Annotated in this window: 16 protein-coding genes and 2 tRNA genes; 8 read left to right on the plus strand and 10 right to left on the minus strand. The window is 71.3% G+C overall.

The features are described from left to right. Window positions 1–14: 14 nt before the first annotated feature. From ABD466_RS21280 to ABD466_RS21310, 7 genes are all read right to left on the minus strand, one after another. Window positions 15–641, minus strand: coding sequence for a response regulator (locus ABD466_RS21280; protein ID WP_344658876.1), 627 nt, complete (start codon window positions 639–641; stop codon window positions 15–17). Beyond that, window positions 634–2,001 carry a sensor histidine kinase gene (locus ABD466_RS21285; protein ID WP_344658877.1) on the minus strand — a complete coding sequence of 456 codons (1,368 nt, stop codon included), beginning with the start codon at window positions 1,999–2,001 and terminating at the stop codon, window positions 634–636. The genes ABD466_RS21280 and ABD466_RS21285 overlap by 8 nt, the downstream gene beginning before the upstream one ends. Next, window positions 1,998–2,933 carry an ABC transporter permease gene (locus tag ABD466_RS21290; protein ID WP_344658878.1) on the minus strand — a complete coding sequence of 312 codons (936 nt, stop codon included), beginning with the start codon at window positions 2,931–2,933 and terminating at the stop codon, window positions 1,998–2,000. Before ABD466_RS21290 ends, ABD466_RS21285 begins: the two co-directional genes overlap by 4 nt. Further along, the gene (locus ABD466_RS21295; RefSeq protein ID WP_344658879.1) at window positions 2,930–3,796 is read right to left on the minus strand and encodes an ABC transporter ATP-binding protein; all 867 of its coding nucleotides are present in this window, start codon (window positions 3,794–3,796) and stop codon (window positions 2,930–2,932) included. Before ABD466_RS21295 ends, ABD466_RS21290 begins: the two co-directional genes overlap by 4 nt. A gap of 115 nt (window positions 3,797–3,911) precedes the next feature. After that, window positions 3,912–4,892, minus strand: coding sequence for a mechanosensitive ion channel family protein (locus ABD466_RS21300; RefSeq protein WP_344658880.1), 981 nt, complete (start codon window positions 4,890–4,892; stop codon window positions 3,912–3,914). Between the two features lie 54 nt (window positions 4,893–4,946). Further along, entirely contained in the window at window positions 4,947–5,876 is a 930-nt protein-coding gene (locus ABD466_RS21305) for an LLM class F420-dependent oxidoreductase (RefSeq protein ID WP_344658881.1), read from the minus strand. Window positions 5,877–5,881: 5 nt separating this feature from the next. Continuing rightward, complete coding sequence (locus ABD466_RS21310) at window positions 5,882–8,008, minus strand: prolyl oligopeptidase family serine peptidase (RefSeq protein WP_344658882.1); 2,127 nt, start codon at window positions 8,006–8,008, stop codon at window positions 5,882–5,884. A 262-nt stretch (window positions 8,009–8,270) separates the two neighbouring features. On the opposite strand from ABD466_RS21310, the gene ABD466_RS21315 reads away from it, so the two are divergent. The 3 genes from ABD466_RS21315 (at window position 8,271) to ABD466_RS21325 (ending at window position 9,708) form a co-directional block, all read left to right on the plus strand. Next, window positions 8,271–8,813 carry an HNH endonuclease gene (locus ABD466_RS21315; RefSeq protein ID WP_344658883.1) on the plus strand — a complete coding sequence of 181 codons (543 nt, stop codon included), beginning with the start codon at window positions 8,271–8,273 and terminating at the stop codon, window positions 8,811–8,813. 102 nt (window positions 8,814–8,915) lie between these two features. After that, window positions 8,916–9,332: an aa3-type cytochrome oxidase subunit CtaJ gene (ctaJ, locus tag ABD466_RS21320; protein ID WP_344658884.1), complete on the plus strand. Its 417-nt coding sequence runs from the start codon at window positions 8,916–8,918 to the stop codon at window positions 9,330–9,332. Continuing rightward, a complete protein-coding gene (locus ABD466_RS21325) occupies window positions 9,319–9,708 on the plus strand; it encodes a DUF5130 family protein (RefSeq protein ID WP_344658885.1) in 390 nt (129 codons plus the stop codon). Before ctaJ ends, ABD466_RS21325 begins: the two co-directional genes overlap by 14 nt. 94 nt (window positions 9,709–9,802) lie before the next feature. On the opposite strand, the gene pepN is transcribed toward ABD466_RS21325, so the two are convergent. Then, the gene (pepN, locus tag ABD466_RS21330) at window positions 9,803–12,379 is read right to left on the minus strand and encodes an aminopeptidase N (protein ID WP_344658886.1); all 2,577 of its coding nucleotides are present in this window, start codon (window positions 12,377–12,379) and stop codon (window positions 9,803–9,805) included. Between the two features lie 113 nt (window positions 12,380–12,492). Between pepN and ABD466_RS21335 the strand changes: the two genes are divergently transcribed. Both ABD466_RS21335 and ABD466_RS21340 read left to right on the plus strand, forming a co-directional pair. Then, entirely contained in the window at window positions 12,493–13,128 is a 636-nt protein-coding gene (locus tag ABD466_RS21335) for a mycothiol-dependent nitroreductase Rv2466c family protein (RefSeq protein WP_344658887.1), read from the plus strand. Between the two features lie 102 nt (window positions 13,129–13,230). Continuing rightward, window positions 13,231–13,304, plus strand: a tRNA-Pro gene (locus ABD466_RS21340). Between the two features lie 103 nt (window positions 13,305–13,407). On the opposite strand, the gene ABD466_RS21345 is transcribed toward ABD466_RS21340, so the two are convergent. Continuing rightward, window positions 13,408–13,842: a hypothetical protein gene (locus ABD466_RS21345; RefSeq protein ID WP_344658888.1), complete on the minus strand. Its 435-nt coding sequence runs from the start codon at window positions 13,840–13,842 to the stop codon at window positions 13,408–13,410. 56 nt (window positions 13,843–13,898) lie between these two features. Between ABD466_RS21345 and ABD466_RS21350 the strand changes: the two genes are divergently transcribed. From ABD466_RS21350 to ABD466_RS21360, 3 genes are all read left to right on the plus strand, one after another. Next, complete coding sequence (locus ABD466_RS21350; RefSeq protein WP_344658889.1) at window positions 13,899–14,729, plus strand: Fpg/Nei family DNA glycosylase; 831 nt, start codon at window positions 13,899–13,901, stop codon at window positions 14,727–14,729. A 148-nt stretch (window positions 14,730–14,877) separates the two neighbouring features. After that, window positions 14,878–16,152, plus strand: coding sequence for a PP2C family protein-serine/threonine phosphatase (locus ABD466_RS21355; RefSeq protein WP_344658890.1), 1,275 nt, complete (start codon window positions 14,878–14,880; stop codon window positions 16,150–16,152). Window positions 16,153–16,242: 90 nt separating this feature from the next. Next, window positions 16,243–16,313: transfer RNA gene (locus ABD466_RS21360), tRNA-Gly, on the plus strand. Window positions 16,314–16,469: 156 nt separating this feature from the next. On the opposite strand, the gene ABD466_RS21365 is transcribed toward ABD466_RS21360, so the two are convergent. Beyond that, complete coding sequence (locus ABD466_RS21365; RefSeq protein WP_344658891.1) at window positions 16,470–16,943, minus strand: ribose-5-phosphate isomerase; 474 nt, start codon at window positions 16,941–16,943, stop codon at window positions 16,470–16,472. Between the last annotated feature and the right edge of the window lie 84 nt (window positions 16,944–17,027).

Below are 17,027 nucleotides of genomic sequence, written 5' to 3' on the forward strand. Positions count from 1 at the left end.
AGGGTAGAGGCCGGTCAGAGCAATCCCTGGGCCATCGCCTTGGTCACCGCCGCGGTGCGGTCGTCGACCCCGAGTTTGCCGAACGCCCGCACCAGGTGGGTCTTCACGGTCGCTTCGCTGATGAACAGCTCGCGGCCGATCTCGGCGTTGGCCAGCCCGCGCGCCACCAGAGCCAGCACCTCGCGCTCGCGCGGGGTCAGCGGCTGCGGCGCCGGCTGCCGGATCCGGCTGACCAGCTTGGCGGCCACCGCGGGAGCCAGCACGGTCTCGCCGCGGGCCGCCAGCCGCACCGCCGCGGCCAGCTCGGCGCGCGGCGTGTCCTTGAGCAGGTAGCCGGTCGCGCCTGCCTCGACGGCGCGCACGATGTCGGCGTCGGTGTCGTAGGTGGTGAGGATCAGCACCTTGATCGCCGGGGCCGCGGCGGCCAGCCGGGCGGTGGCCTCGACGCCGTCCATCCCGGCCATGCGCAGGTCCATCAGGACGACGTCCGGCGCCAGCTCCAGCGCGGCCCGGACGGCCTCGGCGCCGTCGGCGGCCTCGGCCACGACCTCCAGGTCCGGCTCGGCGGCGAGCATGCCGGTCAGTCCGGCGCGGACCACGGGGTGGTCGTCGACGATCAGGACCCGCAGACCCTCATTCATAAGGCACCTCCGCCTCGACCCGGGTTCCGGCGCCGACGGCGCTGGTGATGGTGACCGTCCCGCCGACCTCGGCGACGCGCTCCCGCATCGACCGCAGCCCGAAGCCGCCGCGCGCGGTGCTGTCCGTGCCGACGTCGTCCGGGCCCATGGCGTCCTCGCCCACGGCGTCCATGCCCACGCCGTCGTCCTCGACGCGCAGCGTGAGGCGGTCGGCGCCGTAGGCCAGGCGCACGGACGCCGACGCCGCCCGCGCGTGCTTGCGGATGTTGGCCAGCGCCTCCTGCGCCACCCGCAGCGTGACCACCTGACGGCCGGCCGACAGCGGCTGGGGACTGCCCTCGATGGCGACCAGCGTGCCGATCCCCAGCTCCTCGCCGAGCCGCGCCACGGCCCTCTTGACCGCGGCGTCCAGGGGCAGCCCGGCGGTCGGGTCGCCGCCGATCAGGGCCCTGGCCTCGGCCAGGTTCTCGCGCGCGGTGCGGGCGGCCAGTTCCAGCCGCCCGCGGGTGGTCGCCGGATCGGTGTCCAGCGTCGCCTCGGCCGCCTGGACCAGCATCAGCAGGCTGGTGAAGCCCTGCGCCAGGGTGTCGTGGATCTCGCGGGCCAGGCGCTCGCGCTCCTCGCGCGCCCCGGCCTCGTGGTTCACCCGCTCCAGCTCCGCGCGCGTGGCCTCCAGCTCCCGGATCAGCGCCCCGCGGCGGTCGTGGTCGTTCAGCATCTCGACGAAGAAGCCGCCGATGAACAGGTTGAACAGCCACGCCGACCCGGCGGTCAGCGTCCAGCCGGCGAAGGTGCCGGCGTCGACGCCGGCACGCAGCAGGATCGGCAGGGTCAGGACCGCCGCGGTCAGAGCCAGCAAGGCGATGCCCCGGAGCCGGAACCCGGTGAGCGGGGTGTACTGGGACAGGACGACGCTCGACAGGAAGACCAGGCTCGGATCCGCCCACACCACGGCGAAGGAGAGTGCGGAGACGATGCCGAGGTGGCAGAGCGCCACCTGGAACCCGGCCTTGTCCATCTGCCACCGGTACGACAGCGACAGGTACGACGCCGACATCCCGGCCAGCGCCGCCAGCAGCCACAGCGGCTGGTGCCCGACCACGACCAGCACGACGCCGACGCCCAGTGCGAAGTGCCACGCCAGCGCCCACAGGCGCGCGATGCGGCGCCAGGAGGCGAAGGACTCGCGGGAGTCCTCGGCGACGGCAGCGGTGAGCGGTGCGCCGGCCGGGCTCGCGTGGACGGGTCCGGCGGTCGCCGCGGCTCCAGCGGCTCCAGCGGGTTCGGCGGCTCCAGCGGGTTCGGCGGCTCCGGCAGGTCCGGCGGTGAGGACGGCGTCCGGAAAGGCGGGCTCGCTCACCCGTCGTCCCGTCCCCGCCAGCTGAACGTCCTCAGACACAGCACCAAGCCGACCACACACCACGCCGCCAGCACCAGTGCGAGCCGCCCGTGCTCCCAGCTCCGGGCCGGCTCCGAGTACTTGAAGCTCTCCGGCAGGAACACCGACCGCATCCCCTGACACAGCCACTTCACCGGGAACGCCGCCCCGATGTCCTGCACCGGCCGGGGCAGTGTCGAGAACAGGAGGAACACTCCGGAGACGAACTGCAGCACCATGATCGGCAACCAGACGATCGCGGCGCCCTGCTCCGACCGGATCAGGCCGCTCAGCCCGATCCCCAGCAGGCTGCAGGCGGTCGCGCCGAGCAGCAACACCCACGTGAAGGTGAACCAGCGACCCAGGTCGGCAGGCAGCTTCAGGCCCATCAGGCCCACCCCGACCAACAACATCACCGAGATCTGGGCCAGGGTCGCGGCCAGCACCGAGGCCACCTTGCCGAGGAAGTACGACGCGGCCGGCATCGGCGTGGTGCGCAGCCGCTTCAGCGCCTTGGTGTGCCGCTCGGCAGCCACCTGGAAAGCCAGGTTCTGCAGCGCGCCGTTGATCACGCACATGCCGATCATCCCGGTCGCGTACACCTGCTGGTAGGTGGCGTCGGTCCCCTCGATCCGCCCCCGGAAGATCGAGCCGAACAGCAGCAGCATCACCACCGGCACCGCGAAGGTGTAGACCAGCAGGCCGGTGTTGCGGGTCAGCTGCACCACCTCGACCGCCATCCGGACCCGGCCGATCCGCCAGACCTCGCTCAGCGGCGCGCGCCGCCGTGCACTCTCCGTCTCCGCTTCCGCTTCCGCTTCCGCTTCCGCTTCCGCTTCCGCTTCCGCTTCCGCTTCCGCCCCCGTCTTCGTACCCAGCGCGTCGATCACTCCGTCGGCCGTCACAGTGCTCACCGTCCCCCTTCTGCGCGCGCCGTCTCCTGCGCGCCGATCAGCCCCAGATAGATGTCCTCCAACGACGGCCGCACCACTGCCAGCCCGGGGATCTCGCCCCGGAACAGCGTCGCCAGCTCCGCGATGAACCGGGTCGGCTCCGGGGTCCTCTGCTCGCAGCGCCTGCCGTCCTCGTCCCAGGCCACGACCGCCTCGGCCCGGTCCCGGCCGCCGAGCCGCTCCGGCGCGGCCACCTCCACCAGGCGGCCGGCGGCCAGCACCCCGACCCGGTCGGCCAGCGCCTCGGCCTCCTCCAGGTAGTGCGTCGTGAGCAGGACCGTGGTCCCGGAGTCGCGCAGAGACCGGATCAGCTCCCAGAACCGGCGGCGGGCGGCCGGGTCGAAGCCGGTGGTCGGCTCGTCCAGGAACAGCAGCTCCGGATCGCCGACGATGCCGAGCGCCACGTCCAGGCGCCGCCGCTGCCCGCCGGAGAGCCGGGAGGTGAGGGTGCGGGTCTGCTCCGTCAGGCCGACCGCGGCGATCACCTCTTCCGGGTCGCGGGGCTCGGGGTAGTAGGAGCCGAACTGCCGCACGGCCTCGCCGACCCGGAGCATCGTGAAGTCGCGGGCCTCCTGCAGGACCACCCCGATCCGGGCCCGCCAGCGGTGGTCGGCGCGCGCCGGGTCGGTGCCGAGCACCGACACCTCGCCGCCGTCGCGGTCGCGCAGGCCCTCCAGGATCTCCACCGCGGTGCTCTTGCCGGCTCCGTTCGGCCCCAGGAGGGCGAAGATCTCGCCGGTCGCGACGTCCAGGTCGACGCCGTCGAGTGCCGCGGCGTCCCCGTAGTTCTTGCGCAGCCCCCTGGTGCGCAGTGCTGTGGTCATGCCTTCAGAGTGGCCGCGGAGGAGGGGCGGGCATGAGGTGCGACCGGTTGAACCCGGGGGTCAACCGGTCGATGGACTCCGAAGGGCGATCAGCGGGCCGGGTGCCGTTCCGGGATCAGGTGCCGGTGCCGGCCGCCGCCGGGATGCCGACCTTCACTCCGGCCTCGTCGAACGCCATCAGCAGGCGCCCGCGCAGCTCCCGCGCGACCTCGGCGCTCCGGCGGGCGGCGGTGCGCACGGTCACGCGCATCATCATGTGGTCGCCCTCGATGGACTCGATGCCGGCGACGGTCGGCGCCTCGGTGAGGAAGCTGTCCTTCCACTCCGGGTCCTCGAACATCTGGTGCGCGGTCTCGACCATGACGTCCCGCACGCGGCCGGGGTTCTCGGCGTAGGAGACCGGCACGTCCACGATCGCCCGCGCGTAGCCCTGGGACTGGTTGCCGATCCGCTTGATGGTGCCGTTGCGCACGTACCAGACCACGCCGTCGATGTCCCGCAGCTGCGTGATGCGCAGGCCCACGTCCTCCACGGTGCCCTTGGCGTCGCCGGCGTCGATGTAGTCGCCGACGCCGTACTGGTCCTCCATGATCATGAAGATCCCTGCCAGCAGGTCGGTGACCACGTCCCGGGCGCCGAAGCCGATCGCCGCGGAGATCACGCCGACGCTGGCCAGGATCGGCCCGGTCGAGATGTGCAGCTGGTCGATGACCATCAGGGCCGCGATGATCATGATGGCGGCGCTGGCGACGCTGCTCAGCACCGAGCCCAGGGCCCGGGTCCGCTGCAGCCGGCGTTCGGCGCCCATCAGCAGTCCGGCCTCCAGGAACCGCCCCGGCTTGGACTCCGCGCGCATCGCCGCCTTGTCCACCGCGCGGTGGATGAAGGTCAGGGTGATCTTGCGGATGATCAGGGCGGCCACGATGATCGCCACGATCGTCACCACGTCGGTGACGATCGTGCCGGAGTTGTTGCTGAACCAGTTCCCCACGCCCTTCGCCTTGTCGCTCAGCGACGTGGTCGGGGGCGGCGAGCCGGGAGTCGTCGGACTCTCGGTCGCGAAGGCGGTGGCGAAGGCGGGGACTGCGGCGGACACGGGGTTCGGGGCCTCACTGATTCCACTCGGCGGTTCATCGAATCATCCGCCAGATTAGAGGATCGCGGCGTGAGGCAGTACGGCCGAGGCGATCAGCTCCAGCTGATCCAGGTCCTGGAGGTCGAAGGTCCGCAGGTAGACGCGCCGCGTGCCGATCGCGTGATATTCACCGAGTTTCTCGAGCATCCGCTCCGGCGTGAAGCGCCAGATCACCTGGTTCGGCGGCGTGATCCGGGCGATCGCCTCGGCCCGCCGCTCGATCTCGGCTTCCGTGCGCCCGCAGGCCACGACCAGTGTCACCGACAGCGTCAAGGTGCCGGGGTCGCGCCCGACGGCCTCGCACGCCTGCCGGATCCGGGTGTAGCTCTCGCCGACCTGGTCGGCGGGCCGGAAGTTCGAGTTGTACTCCGAGGCGTACGTCGCGGCCAGCCGCGGCGTCCGCTTCGGGCCGCGGCCGCCGACGATGATCGGCGGATGCGGATGCTGCGCGGGCTTGGGCAGCCCGGGGGAGTCGGTCAGCTGGTAGTGCTCGCCCTTGAACGAGTAGGTCTGGCCGACCGGAGTGGTCCACAGCCCCTTGACGATCTCGAGCTGCTCCTCCAGCCGCTCGAACCGCTTCTCCGGGAAGGGAATCCCGTAGGCGGTGTGCTCCGCGGCGTCCCAGCCGGTGCCCAGCCCCAGCTCGATCCGGCCGCCGGACATCTGGTCGACCTGCGCGACCTGGATCGCCAGCGGACCCGGCAGCCGGAACGTCACCGGGGTCACCAGCGAGCCCAGCCGGATGGTCTTCGTCTCCCGGGCCAGGCCGGCGAGCGTCGTCCAGCAGTCGGTGGGGCCGGGCAGGCCGTCGCCGTCGCCGCCGCGCATGTAGTGGTCGGACCGGAAGAAACCGCCGAAGCCCAGGTCCTCGGCGGCGCGGGCGACCCGCAGCAGGGTGTCGTAGGACGCACCCTGCTGCGGCTCGGTGAGAATGCGGAGATCCATGAAGATCAGCTTCGCACGGCCGCCGCGGGCGGTTCCAGGCCGAGTCGCGCGGCCAGGAAGCCCCACATGTCGGCCACCACCTCGACGGTGCGGGAGACCGCGCGCGTGGCGTGCCCGGCCTCGCGCTCCATGCGGTACAGGATCGGCCCGGCGCCGTCGCCGGCGGCGTGCTGGAGCGCGGCGGCGAGTTTGCGGGCGTGCAGGGGATCGACGCGGCTGTCGCCGTCGAAGACGGTGAACAGCGTGGCCGGGTACGCGGTGCCGTCGTGCACGTTGTGATACGGCGAGTAAGCGATCAGCCACCCGAACTGCTCGGGGTCCTCGACCGTGCCGTACTCCTCGTTCCAGGTCACGCCGAGACCGTGCTTCTCGTAGCGGATCATGTCCAGCAGCGGCGCCCAGCAGACGACGGCCGCGTACTTCTCAGGGTGCTGGGTCAGCGCCACCCCGACCAACAGGCCGCCGTTGGAGCCCCCGTAGATGCCGAGCCGGTCGCGGGTCGTGACCCCGTTGTCGACCAGCCAGTCGCTCGCGGCGTGGAAGTCGTCGTAGACGTTCTGCTTGTTCTCCATCATCCCGTCGCGGTGCCACTGCTCGCCCTCTTCCGAGCCGCCGCGCAGGTTCGCCACCGCGTACGTGCCGCCGGCCTCGACCCAGGCCAGGATGCGCGGGTTGTAGGACGGGGTGAGAGGGATGTTGAAGCCGCCGTAGCCGTACAGGATGGTCGGCTTGGGGCCGTCGTCCGCCGGGCCCGCGCCCTCGATGAGGAACATCCGGACCTGGGTGCCGTCCTTCGAGGTGTACGTGACGTGCCGCGAGCGGACCGGCGGGATCTCCACGTCGGCCGGCGGCCGCTCCCACAGCGAGGTCCGGCCGGTGGCGGCGTCGTAGCGGTGGATCTCGAACGGTGTCGTGAAGTCGGTGTAGCCGAACCACAGTTCGTGGCCGCCCTCCGGCCGCACGCTCAGCCCGGTCCGCGTGCCCAGGCCGGGCAGCGGGACGTCGGCGACCTTGGCGCCGGTGACCGCGTCGTGCAACGTCAGCTCGCCGACGGCGTGCCGGATGCGGCCCACCGCCAGCAGCGGCCGGTCCAGCTCGGGGCCGTCGAGCAGGGCGTGGGCGTCCAGCACCGCCTCCGGGTCCTCGGGGATCAGCTCGCGCCAGTTCTCATACGCCGGGTCGTCCACAGGGACCACGCAGATCCGGCCGCGCGGGGCGTCCCGGTCGGTCCACACCAGCATGCTGCCGGCCAGCGCGGAGTCCGCCGCGCAGACTTCCAGCGCGGTCAGGTTGTCCAGGCCGACCTGCACCGGCACCAGCGCCGGGGCGTGGGCCGGGCTCGCGGTCAGGTCGGCGAGATACAGGTCGTTGCGCGGGGCGGTCCCGGAGCTGGTGGAGATCACCAGCCAGCGGCCGTCGCGGGTCACCTCGACCTCGTGGTAGTTGGTCATCGGCTGCCCGGCGCCGAAGATCTCGACGTCGTCGGCGTCCGGGTCCGTGCCGATCCGGTGCAGCAGCACCCGGCGGTGGTACTGCCGCTCGTCGGCCGGGACCAGGTCCGGGTGCAGCCGGCGGACGTAGTAATAGGACTCGCCGCCCGGCAGCCACGCCACCGGCGAGTACTTGGTGCGCGTGATCGGGCCCTCGATCCGCTCCCCGGTGGCCACGTCCAGCACGAACAGGACGGATTCCTCGGTGCCGGCCTCCGACACCAGGTACACCAGCCGGTCGCCCTCCTTCGAGGGCAGCCAGCCGTCCAGCGTCGTGGTCCCGGACGGGTCCAGCGCCATCGGGTCGACCAGGACCCGCTCGCCGCCGTCGGCCTCGACGACCAGCAGCACCGCGTGCTCCTGCCCCGGCAGCCGGCGGGTGACGAACCGGCGCTTCCCGCGCCAGACCGGAGCCGCCACGTCGCCGGTCCCGAGCAACTCGGTCAGGCGCGCGGCGAACGGCTCCGTGGTTTTCCACTCCCGCCGGGCCTGCGCCAGCAGCGCGGCCTGCCCGCTCTCCCAGGCGACGGTCCGCGGGTCGGCGGGATCCTCGAGCCAGCGGTACGGGTCGGGCACGGCTCGTCCGTGCAGGTGATCGACAAGCGGCAGGCGCTCGGCCTCCGGGTACCTGAAGGGCGACATGCTTCAGAACACTATGTGTTGTGGTCGATCTGCGTTAACCCGCTCGTGACTGATGATTTTGAAGATGTGCGTGAAATCTGGTAGCGCGGGAACCACAACAGCGGACAGACTGGATCTACCCGTGAACCGGTCCGAGGACACGTGCCCCGACGTGCGGCGATGCGCCAGCTGAAGCGTCGGCTGTGGGGAGGGCGCGTGAACGCGGACCGGGAACGTTGGTTCCGGCGCGAGCCACGCGTCGGACTCGGTCAGGAGGCCACCAGTGCCGCACGCACTACTTTTGAACGCTTCGTATGAGCCGTTATGCGTCGTGAGCCAACGCCGCGCAGTGGTTCTGATCCTCAGCGACAAGGCCGTCACCCTCGAGGGATCCGGCGACCTGCTCCACGCGGCCACCTGGTCGATGCCCGCCCCCTCGGTGATCCGGCTGACCCGCTACATCAAGGTCCCGAACCGCCGGGCGGTGCCGCTCACGCGCCGTGCCATCTTCGCGCGCGACGGCGGCCGGTGCGTCTACTGCGACGCCCCGGCGACCAGCATCGACCACGTGATACCGCGCTCGCGCGGCGGACAGCACGCCTGGGACAACGTCGTCTCGGCCTGCCGACGCTGCAACCATGTGAAGGCGGACCGACCGTTCTCGGACCTGGGCTGGCGCATGCGCAAGGCCCCGGTGCAGCCGGCCGGTTCGGCTTGGCGGATTCTGTCCTCAGGAAGACAGGACCCGCGCTGGACGCCCTATCTGGAGGCGTATGGCGGAGACGCGAAGGGGTTCATGTTCGACGGCGCGTTCGCGGCCGCCTGATGTGAACCACCGGCGGAGATCCGCACCAGAGGCCGTCCCCGGAGCGATCCGGGGGCGGCCCCTGCTTTTCGAGCGTGAGGCCACGTCAGATACGGTGGAGACGTGAAAACACCGACCACCCCCGAAGCGCTCACGCGCCGGGCGTTGCGGGCGGCGACGGTTGGTTCGCTTGCGGCGGTGCCTCTGCTGCTGGCGGCCCCGGCGTTCGCCCTGCACCGGGAAGCCGGCGACGACCCGGGCCCCGGCATGTCCGCCGTCGCGACCATCCTCGTCTACATCGGCATCCCGCTGGCGATCTTCTGCGTCATCGCGCTGCTGGTGCTCGCGCCCTCGATAGCACGTGGCAACCGCTACCGCCCGCACCAGCTCAGCTGGTGGGCCGCGCCGGTCTGGTTCGGCGGCCCCCGCGACGAGCAGGGCGACTCCGCGGCCCGCGCGCTGACCGGCACCTCGCTCAAGGAGCTCACCGCGGTCGCCACGGTGGCCCAGACCGAGGGAGGCGCCAGTGCCCGCTGGTGACGCGTTCAGCGCCCGTCAGGAACAGGACATCGCCAAGGCGATCGCCACCGCCGAGGCGCAGACCGGCCTGACGTTCTCCGTGTACGTCGGCTCGATCGAGGGCGACCTGCGCGCCCAGGCGGTGCGGCTGCAGCGGCAGCTGGCCGACGCCGACAACGCCGTGCTGGTCGTCGTCGACCCGCGGCGCAACCAGCTCGAGATCGTGACCGGCGCGGAGGCCAAGCGCCGGGTCGACGACCGGGCCGCCGGCCTGGCCGCGGCCGCCATGGCCTCCACCTTCGCGCTCGGCGACCTGGCCGGCGGCATCGTCAACGGCCTGGGTTCGCTGATGGAGCACGCGCAGAAGGCGCCGGTGCTGCACGGCGGGCAGCCGTAGTCGCACCCGTGGCGTAGACGAAAGCCCGGGCGGATCACCGCCCGGGCTTTCCGTTGTCCCCAGCCGCGGCCGCGGCTGGGGATCAGGCCGCCGATCAGGCCGCCGAACGGTCCTTCGCCTGCGCCTTCAGGCACCGCTCGACCGTGTCCGCGGCCTCCACGACCAGCCGCCGCAGCGCCGGGACCGGCTGTGCGCCGTCCAGGAACCGCTCGGTGGCGTCCAGCGTGGCCTGCTCGATCACGAAGGTCGGGTACAGCCCGGTCGCGATCTGCGTGGCGATCTCGTGGGTCCGGCTGTTCCACACGCCCTCGATCGCCGCGAAGTACTTCTCGACGTAAGGCGCGAGCAGTTCCTCGCGCTTGTCGGCCGGCACCGACTGCAGGCCGCTGATCACCGAGGCGACCGTGTGGTTGGCCAGCGTGTCGCTGTCCACCACCGAGGCCCACGCCTCGGCCTTGGCCTCGGAGGTCGGGCGGGCGGCGCGCGCCTGCAGCGCGTAGCGCTCGCCGGTGGCGGTCTTGTCCCGCTCGAGCTCGGCCTCGATCTCCGGCACGTCCGCCCGGCCGGCGATGACCAGCGCGAGCAGCAGCGTCCAGCGCATCTCGGTGTCGACCTGCAGGCCGGCCAGCGTCTGTGAGCCGTTCAGCAGCGCCGCGACGTAGTCCAGCTGCTCGTCGGTCAGCGCGGTGCCGGCGAACGAGCGGGCCCAGGCCAGCTGGAAGTCGGAGCCGGGTTCGGCCGTCTTCAAGTGCTGCCAGGAGGCGTCGGCGAGCATGACCTGCCCGGTCGGGCGCCACGCCGGGTCGGCGAACAGCTCGACCGCGGACTTGGCCTGCCGCTGCAGCAGCTGCGCCACGCCGATGTCGGTCTCCCGGCCGATCCCGCTGAGCACCAGCTTGAGGTAGTCGCGCGCGGCCAGCTCGGCGTTGCGCAGCATGTCCCAGGCGGCGCCCCAGCACAGGGCGCGCGGCAGCGACTCGGCGAAGTCGCCGACGTGGTCCACCAGGGTCGCCATCGAGTGCTCGTCCAGGCGGATCTTGGCGTAGGTGAGGTCGTCGTCGTTGAGCAGCACCAGCGCCGGGTGGGCGCGGCCGACCAGGTCGGCGACCTCGGTGCGGGCGCCGGTGACGTCCAGCTCGACCCGGTCGGTGCGCACGAGGGCGCCGTCGACCATGTTGTACAGGCCGATGGCCAGGCGGTGCGGGCGCAGCGTCGGGTACTGCTCGGAGAAGCCCTCCTGCTCGACCGCGAAGCTGGTGAAGTTCCCCTCGCCGTCGACCTCGTAGACCGGCCGCAGCGTGTTCGGGCCCGCCGTCTCCAGCCAGAGCTTGGACCACTCCTTCAGGTCCCGGCCCGAGGTCTCCTCCAGCGCGCCGAGCAGGTCGGCCAGAGTGGTGTTGCCCCACTCGTGCCGGCCGAAGTAGGTGCGCACGCCCTCGAAGAAGTGGTCGTCGCCGACCCAGGCCACCAACTGCTTCAGGACCGAGGCGCCCTTGGCGTAGGTGATGCCGTCGAAGTTGACCATCACGTCCTCGAGGTCGCGGATCTCCGCGACGATCGGGTGCGTGCTGGGCAGCTGGTCCTGGCGGTAGCCCCAGGACTTCTCGCCGTTGTTGAAAGTGGTCCAGCCGTCCTTGAAGCGGGTGGCCGCCACCATCGCGTAGAAGGCGGTGAAGGTGGCGAACGACTCGTTCAGCCACAGGTCGTTCCACCACTGCATGGTGACCAGGTCGCCGAACCACATGTGCGCCATCTCGTGCAGGATGACCTCGGCGCGCTGCTCGTAGGCGGCGTCGGTGACCTTCGAGCGGAAGATCATCTCCTCGCGGAAGGTGACGCAGCCGGCGTTCTCCATCGCGCCGGCGTTGAACTCCGGCACGAACAGCTGGTCGTACTTGGCGAACGGGTAGTCGCGCCGGAACTTCTCCGTGAAGAAGTCGAAGCCCTGCCGCGTGATCTCGAAGATCTCCTCGGCACGCAGGTACTCGCCCAGCGAGGTGCGCACCGCCACCGCCATCGGGATCTTCTGGCCGCGCTTGGTCGTGTGCTCCGCCCGCTCCACGCGGTACTTCCCGGCCACCAGCGCCGTGATGTAGGAGGAGACGCGGGGGGTCGGGGAGAAGGCCCAGACGGCCAGGCCCTCACCGCGGGGCTCCGGGGCCGGGGTCGGGGAGTTCGAGAACAGCTCCCAGCTCTCCGGTGCGACGACGGTGAAGGAGAACGTCGCCTTCAGGTCGGGCTGCTCGAACACCGCGAAGACGCGGCGCGAGTCCGGCACCTCGAACTGGGTGTAGAGGTAGGCCTCGCCGTCCACCGGGTCGATCATGCGGTGCAGGCCCTCGCCGGTGTTGACGTAGGCGCAGTCGGCGACCACCCGCAGCTCGTTCTCGGCCTGCAGGTCGGCCAGTGCGATGCGGCTGTCCTTGAACGCCTCGGAGGGGTCCACGGACACACCGTTCAGCGTGATCTCCCGCACGTTCGGGGCGATCAGATCGATGAAGGTGGAGGCGCCGGGCGTCGTCGCTCGGAAGCGCACCGTCGTTTCGGACTGAAAGGTCTTCGCCTCCGGATCCGGGGCGCCGGACCAGTCCAGCTTCACCTCGTAGGACTGGACGTCCAGCAGCGCCGTGCGCTCCTGGGCCTCCTCGCGGGTCAGATTAGTACCGGGCACCCTTGCACGGCTCCTTGTCACCTTGAGTGGACTGCTTTCCAACGATCCTTGCACGACCGTCCGGTCGGACGCCTCCGGGATTACGCGCAGGTCTCCGGGTGTTGCATCGGGGTATGACCTCACCTGCCTCCGCCGATGCGGAATCCCGCGCCGTGGCCGACTTCTGGTTCGATCCGCTTTGCCCCTGGGCTTGGATGACCTCCCGCTGGATGCTGGAGGTGGAGAAGGTCCGCCCCGTGGACGTGCGCTGGCATGTGATGTCGCTCTCTGTTCTCAACGAGCACCGCGACGACCTCCCGGCGCGGTACCGCGAGATGATGGACCGCGGCTGGGGCCCGGTCCGGGTGGTGATCGCCGCCCAGCAGGAGCACGGCGACGAGTACGTGCTGCCGCTCTACACCGCCCTGGGCACCCGCAAGCACCCCGGCGGCCGCGACTTCACCCGCGAGGTGATCGTCGAGGCCCTGGAGGAGGTCGGCCTGCCCGCCTCCCTGGCCGACGCCGCCGACACCGACCGCTACGACGAGGCCCTCCGCAAGTCGCACGCCGAGGGCATCGGCCTGGTCGGCCAGGACGTCGGCACCCCGGTGGTGGCGGTGAACGGCGTGGCCTTCTTCGGCCCCGTGGTCACCCCGGCCCCCAAGGGCGAGGCGGCCGGCAAGCTGTGGGACGGCTGCCTGCTGGTGGCCTCCACCCCCGGCTTCTTCGAGCTGAAGCGCACGCGGACTCAGGACCCGATCTTCGACTGAGTCGCCGGCCGGCGGGGGCCGCGACCCGGACCCCCGCCCTCCATCGCGAAAAAGCGTCAGGACTGGGGGAGGACCTCAGTGCTAACCTGCTGTCGCGAGAACCGGGATGTGGCGCAGCTTGGTAGCGCGCGTGCTTTGGGGGCACGATGTCGCAGGTTCAAATCCTGTCATCCCGACTTCAGCGGCGAAGGCCCGGCCACCAGGTGGCCGGGCCTTCGACATGCTACGGCGTCTCCGATTGAGCTGACGGTATAAAGCTGACAGTGCTACCAGTCCCGGCTACAAGTCCCGCGGACGTGACACGTCTCGCGCGCGCATCGCCTTGGCCGGGCCGAGGCGGTTCGCGGAGGGGGAGCCGCCGTCGTAGAGCGAGCGGTCACCGCCGCGGTTCTGTCCTTCCGGCTTCGCGTCGCCGCGCCCGCGCCTCTGCATCGGTCCCTGTCCGGGGCCCCGTTCCCGGCCGCCCTGGGCCTCGGCCGTCTTGCTGTCGCCCTCGCCCTCCTTGGCCTGGGCACGCGCCTGGGCCTGCGGCTGCGGCTGCGGGACGGGCCGCCGGGCCTCCTCGCCGTTCGCCGTGCGCGGCGGGGCCGGCTTGGGCCGGGCCGTGGGCACCGTACGCGTTTCCGGCTGCGGCCGGCGTCCGTGGCGCGCGGCCGCGAGGCCGTGCTCCCCGGGCTTGGGGCCGTTCTTGCGACCGAGGCTCTCAATGGTCATCGGGCTTCCGCCTTCGTCAAGATCGAGTGTCAGTGGGGACGCGTAGTGTCTTTGGTATGCCCGAAGGTCACGTGATTCACCGTCTTGCCGGCAAACTCGACGCCGTGTTCACTCCGGAGCTTGACTCCGGGTCGCCCTTGTCCGAGGTCACAAGCCCGCAAGGGCGATTCGACGCGGGGGCGGAACTGATCGCCGACCTGCCCTATACGGGCGCGGACGCGCACGGTAAGCACCTTTTCATAGGATTCGGCGCCGAGCGCTGGATCCACGTGCACCTCGGCTTGTACGGCAAGTTCGCCGTCAGCGCGGAGCCGCCCGGCCCGGTGGTGGGTCAGGTGCGGGTGCGGCTGGTCGGCAAGTCCGGGCACGCGGACCTGCGCGGCGCCTCGGCGTGCGATCTGTACGGGCCGGACGAGCGCCGGGCCATGCTGCGCAAGCTCGGTCCGGACCCGCTGCGCGCGGACGCCGATCCGGAGCAGGCCTGGCGCAAGGTCTCGGCCAGTTCGCTGACCATCGCCGAGCTGCTGATGGAGCAGTCGGTGCTGTCCGGCGTCGGCAACGTCTACCGGGCCGAGGTGCTGTTCCGCGCCGGGATCGACCCGTACCGCAAGGGACGGGAGCTCACCCGCGAGCAGTGGGACGGCATCTGGGCCGACCTCGTCACGCTGATGGCCGAGGGGGTGCGGATCGGACGGATCGACACGGTGCGGCCGGAGCACACGCCGGAAGCGATGGGACGGCCGCCGCGCAAGGACGACCACGGCGGGGAGGTGTACGCGTACCGGAGGAACGGGCAGCCGTGCCTGGTGTGCGGGACGCCGATCGCCACCGCGGGGGTGCGGGACCGGAACCTGTTCTGGTGCCCGGGGTGTCAGAAGGCTGGCTGAGCACCGACCGGATGCTGACCCACCTCGGACGTCGCGCGAAGCCCCGCGTGGTTGCTCAGGGACCTCAAACGGTCCCGTCGGCCGCGTACTGTGACCGCGCGATGATCGGAGGGTGACGAAGAGGGCGCACTCCCGATATGGTTCGCCCATGACCGCGGACTCGGGGAACGGGCGGTCCGGCGGGCGAGCGGCCACCGGGCGACGCCGTCGCTTCGGCGACGGCCGCTTCGGGGACGGCAGGATCGGCCGGTGGATCACCGACCACGCCATGGCCTCCGATCTCTACCTGCTGCCGGCCCTGGGCATGGTGGCCGTCGGCTTCGGGATGCTGACGGTGGCCTTCCCCGAGGGCTGGACGCCGGCGATGCTGGCGCTCCCGGTGCTGGCCGGCGGGCTCCTCATGAAGCTGCGCGGGCAGCTGCTGCTGCTCGTGGTCTGCATCACCGTCCTGGTGGCGGTGTCCTGGCACCGCGAGCGCGCCGGCGTGGCCTTCGGCGCCGCACTGGCGGTGTTCGCCACCGCGGCCCTGGTGATACTGACCTCACGCTCCCGCCTCCGCCTGGGCGTCCAGGGCACCCGTGGCGAGGCCATGCTGTTCGACCTGCGCGAACGCCTCCGCGCCCAGGGCCTGGTGCCCCGCCTCCCGGCGGACTGGCACGTCGACATGTCCATCCGCTCCGCCGGCGGCCAGTCCTTCGCCGGCGACTTCCTCATCGCCGCCCTCTCCCGCCCCGCGTTCCCGGCCCCGCGCCGCCCCGAACCGGCCGAGAGCGTGCTCGGCGTCCCCAGCGGAACCGTCACCGCCCCACCGCCCACCCCGACACCCGACCCCGACCACCCCGACCCGGACGAACCCCACGCCCGCGGCCAGACCCTGGAACTCGGCCTGGTCGACGTCAGCGGCAAGGGCCTGGCCGCAGGGACCCGCGCCCTCCTCCTGTCGGGAGCCTTCGGCGGCCTCCTCGGCACCGTCCCCTCCCGCGACTTCCTCGCAGCCGCGAACAAGTACCTCCTCCGCCAGGACTGGGACGAAGGCTTCGCCACCGCCGTCCACCTGGTGGTCGAACTCGAGACCGGCCACTACCGCTTCCACAGCGCCGGCCACCCCCCGATCGCGCGCCTCACCGCCAAAACCGGCCGCTGGTCGATAGAGGAAGCCGAAGGCCCCCTCCTCGGCATCCTCGACGACGCCGAGTTCCCCGCCACCGAAGGCTGCCTCGACCGCGGCGACGCCCTCCTCCTGTTCACCGACGGCCTCGTCGAACGCCCCGGCCGCGACCTCGAAGAAGGCCTCGACCGCCTCCTCGGCGCCGCCGAAACCCGCCTCACCACCGGCTTCACCGGCGGCGCCGACCGACTGATCAACGAAGTGGCCCCGAACGTCAAGGACGATCGCGCCCTCGTCGTCGTCTGGCGCACCTGACACCCCACAGGCCACCCGCCGAACTGAGGTGAGAACGGGGCGGGGAGTGTGCCAAGATAGACGCACGCGCGGCTCGCAGGAGCGGCGGGTGCGGATGTAGCTCAATGGTAGAGTCTCTGCCTTCCAAGCAGATTGTGCGGGTTCGATTCCCGTCATCCGCTCTTCTTGTTCAGAGCCCAGCTCAGGCTTTCGCCGCATGAGCTGGGTTTTTACATGCTCCGATGAACCCGTCCCCGTGCGAGCTTGGTGGGGAGTGCCGAGGGATCTCGTCCCGGCCCTCGGCACTGTGTCGATCCGCGTATAGCGGCGGTGTCCGCTCAGCTCTCCGGCAGGGCCGGCAGCTCCCCGGTCTTCTCGTAGCCGCTCATCATCTCGATGCGGCGGATGTGGCGCTCCTCGTTGGAGAACGGGGTGGTGATGAAGACCTCGACGAACTTCGTGGCGTCGTCCTCGGTGTGCATGCGGGCGCCGATGCTGACGACGTTGGCGTTGTTGTGCTCGCGGCCGAGGCGGGCGGTCTCCTCGCTCCAGGCGAGGGCGGCGCGGATGCCGTCGACCTTGTTGGCGGCGATGGCCTCGCCGTTGCCGGAGCCGCCGATGACGACGCCGAGGGAGTCCGGGTCGGCGGCCACCTTGCTGGCGGCGAGCATGACGAACGGCGGGTAGTCGTCCAGGGCGTCGAAGGTGTGGGGGCCGCAGTCCACGGCTTCGTGGCCGGCGGCGGTCAGCCAGCTGACGAGGTGGTTCTTCAGGTCGTAGCCGGCGTGGTCGCTGCCGAGGTAGATGCGCATATGGAGGATTATCCCATCTGGGGGCGGGGCGGCTGAACGAGCCACCCGTTCGGCCGATTGCGTGGCCCGAGTGGCGGGTGCACT

The sequence above is a fragment of the Catenulispora subtropica genome (assembly GCF_039531675.1).
Lineage (GTDB): Bacteria > Actinomycetota > Actinomycetes > Streptomycetales > Catenulisporaceae > Catenulispora > Catenulispora subtropica.

Bases quoted from the DNA above. Each gene is read 5' to 3' on its own strand.
- ABD466_RS21295 (WP_344658879.1), bottom strand. From the start codon at position 3,796: ATGACCACAGCACTGCGCACCAGGGGGCTGCGCAAGAACTACGGGGAC.
- ABD466_RS21305 (WP_344658881.1), bottom strand. From the start codon at position 5,876: ATGGATCTCCGCATTCTCACCGAGCCGCAGCAGGGTGCGTCCTACGAC.
- ABD466_RS21365 (WP_344658891.1), bottom strand. From the start codon at position 16,943: ATGCGCATCTACCTCGGCAGCGACCACGCCGGCTACGACCTGAAGAAC.
- ABD466_RS21350 (WP_344658889.1), top strand. From the start codon at position 13,899: ATGCCCGAAGGTCACGTGATTCACCGTCTTGCCGGCAAACTCGACGCC.
- ABD466_RS21345 (WP_344658888.1), bottom strand. From the start codon at position 13,842: ATGACCATTGAGAGCCTCGGTCGCAAGAACGGCCCCAAGCCCGGGGAG.
- ABD466_RS21280 (WP_344658876.1), bottom strand. From the start codon at position 641: ATGAATGAGGGTCTGCGGGTCCTGATCGTCGACGACCACCCCGTGGTC.
- ABD466_RS21355 (WP_344658890.1), top strand. From the start codon at position 14,878: ATGACCGCGGACTCGGGGAACGGGCGGTCCGGCGGGCGAGCGGCCACC.
- ABD466_RS21310 (WP_344658882.1), bottom strand. From the start codon at position 8,008: ATGTCGCCCTTCAGGTACCCGGAGGCCGAGCGCCTGCCGCTTGTCGAT.
- ABD466_RS21335 (WP_344658887.1), top strand. From the start codon at position 12,493: ATGACCTCACCTGCCTCCGCCGATGCGGAATCCCGCGCCGTGGCCGAC.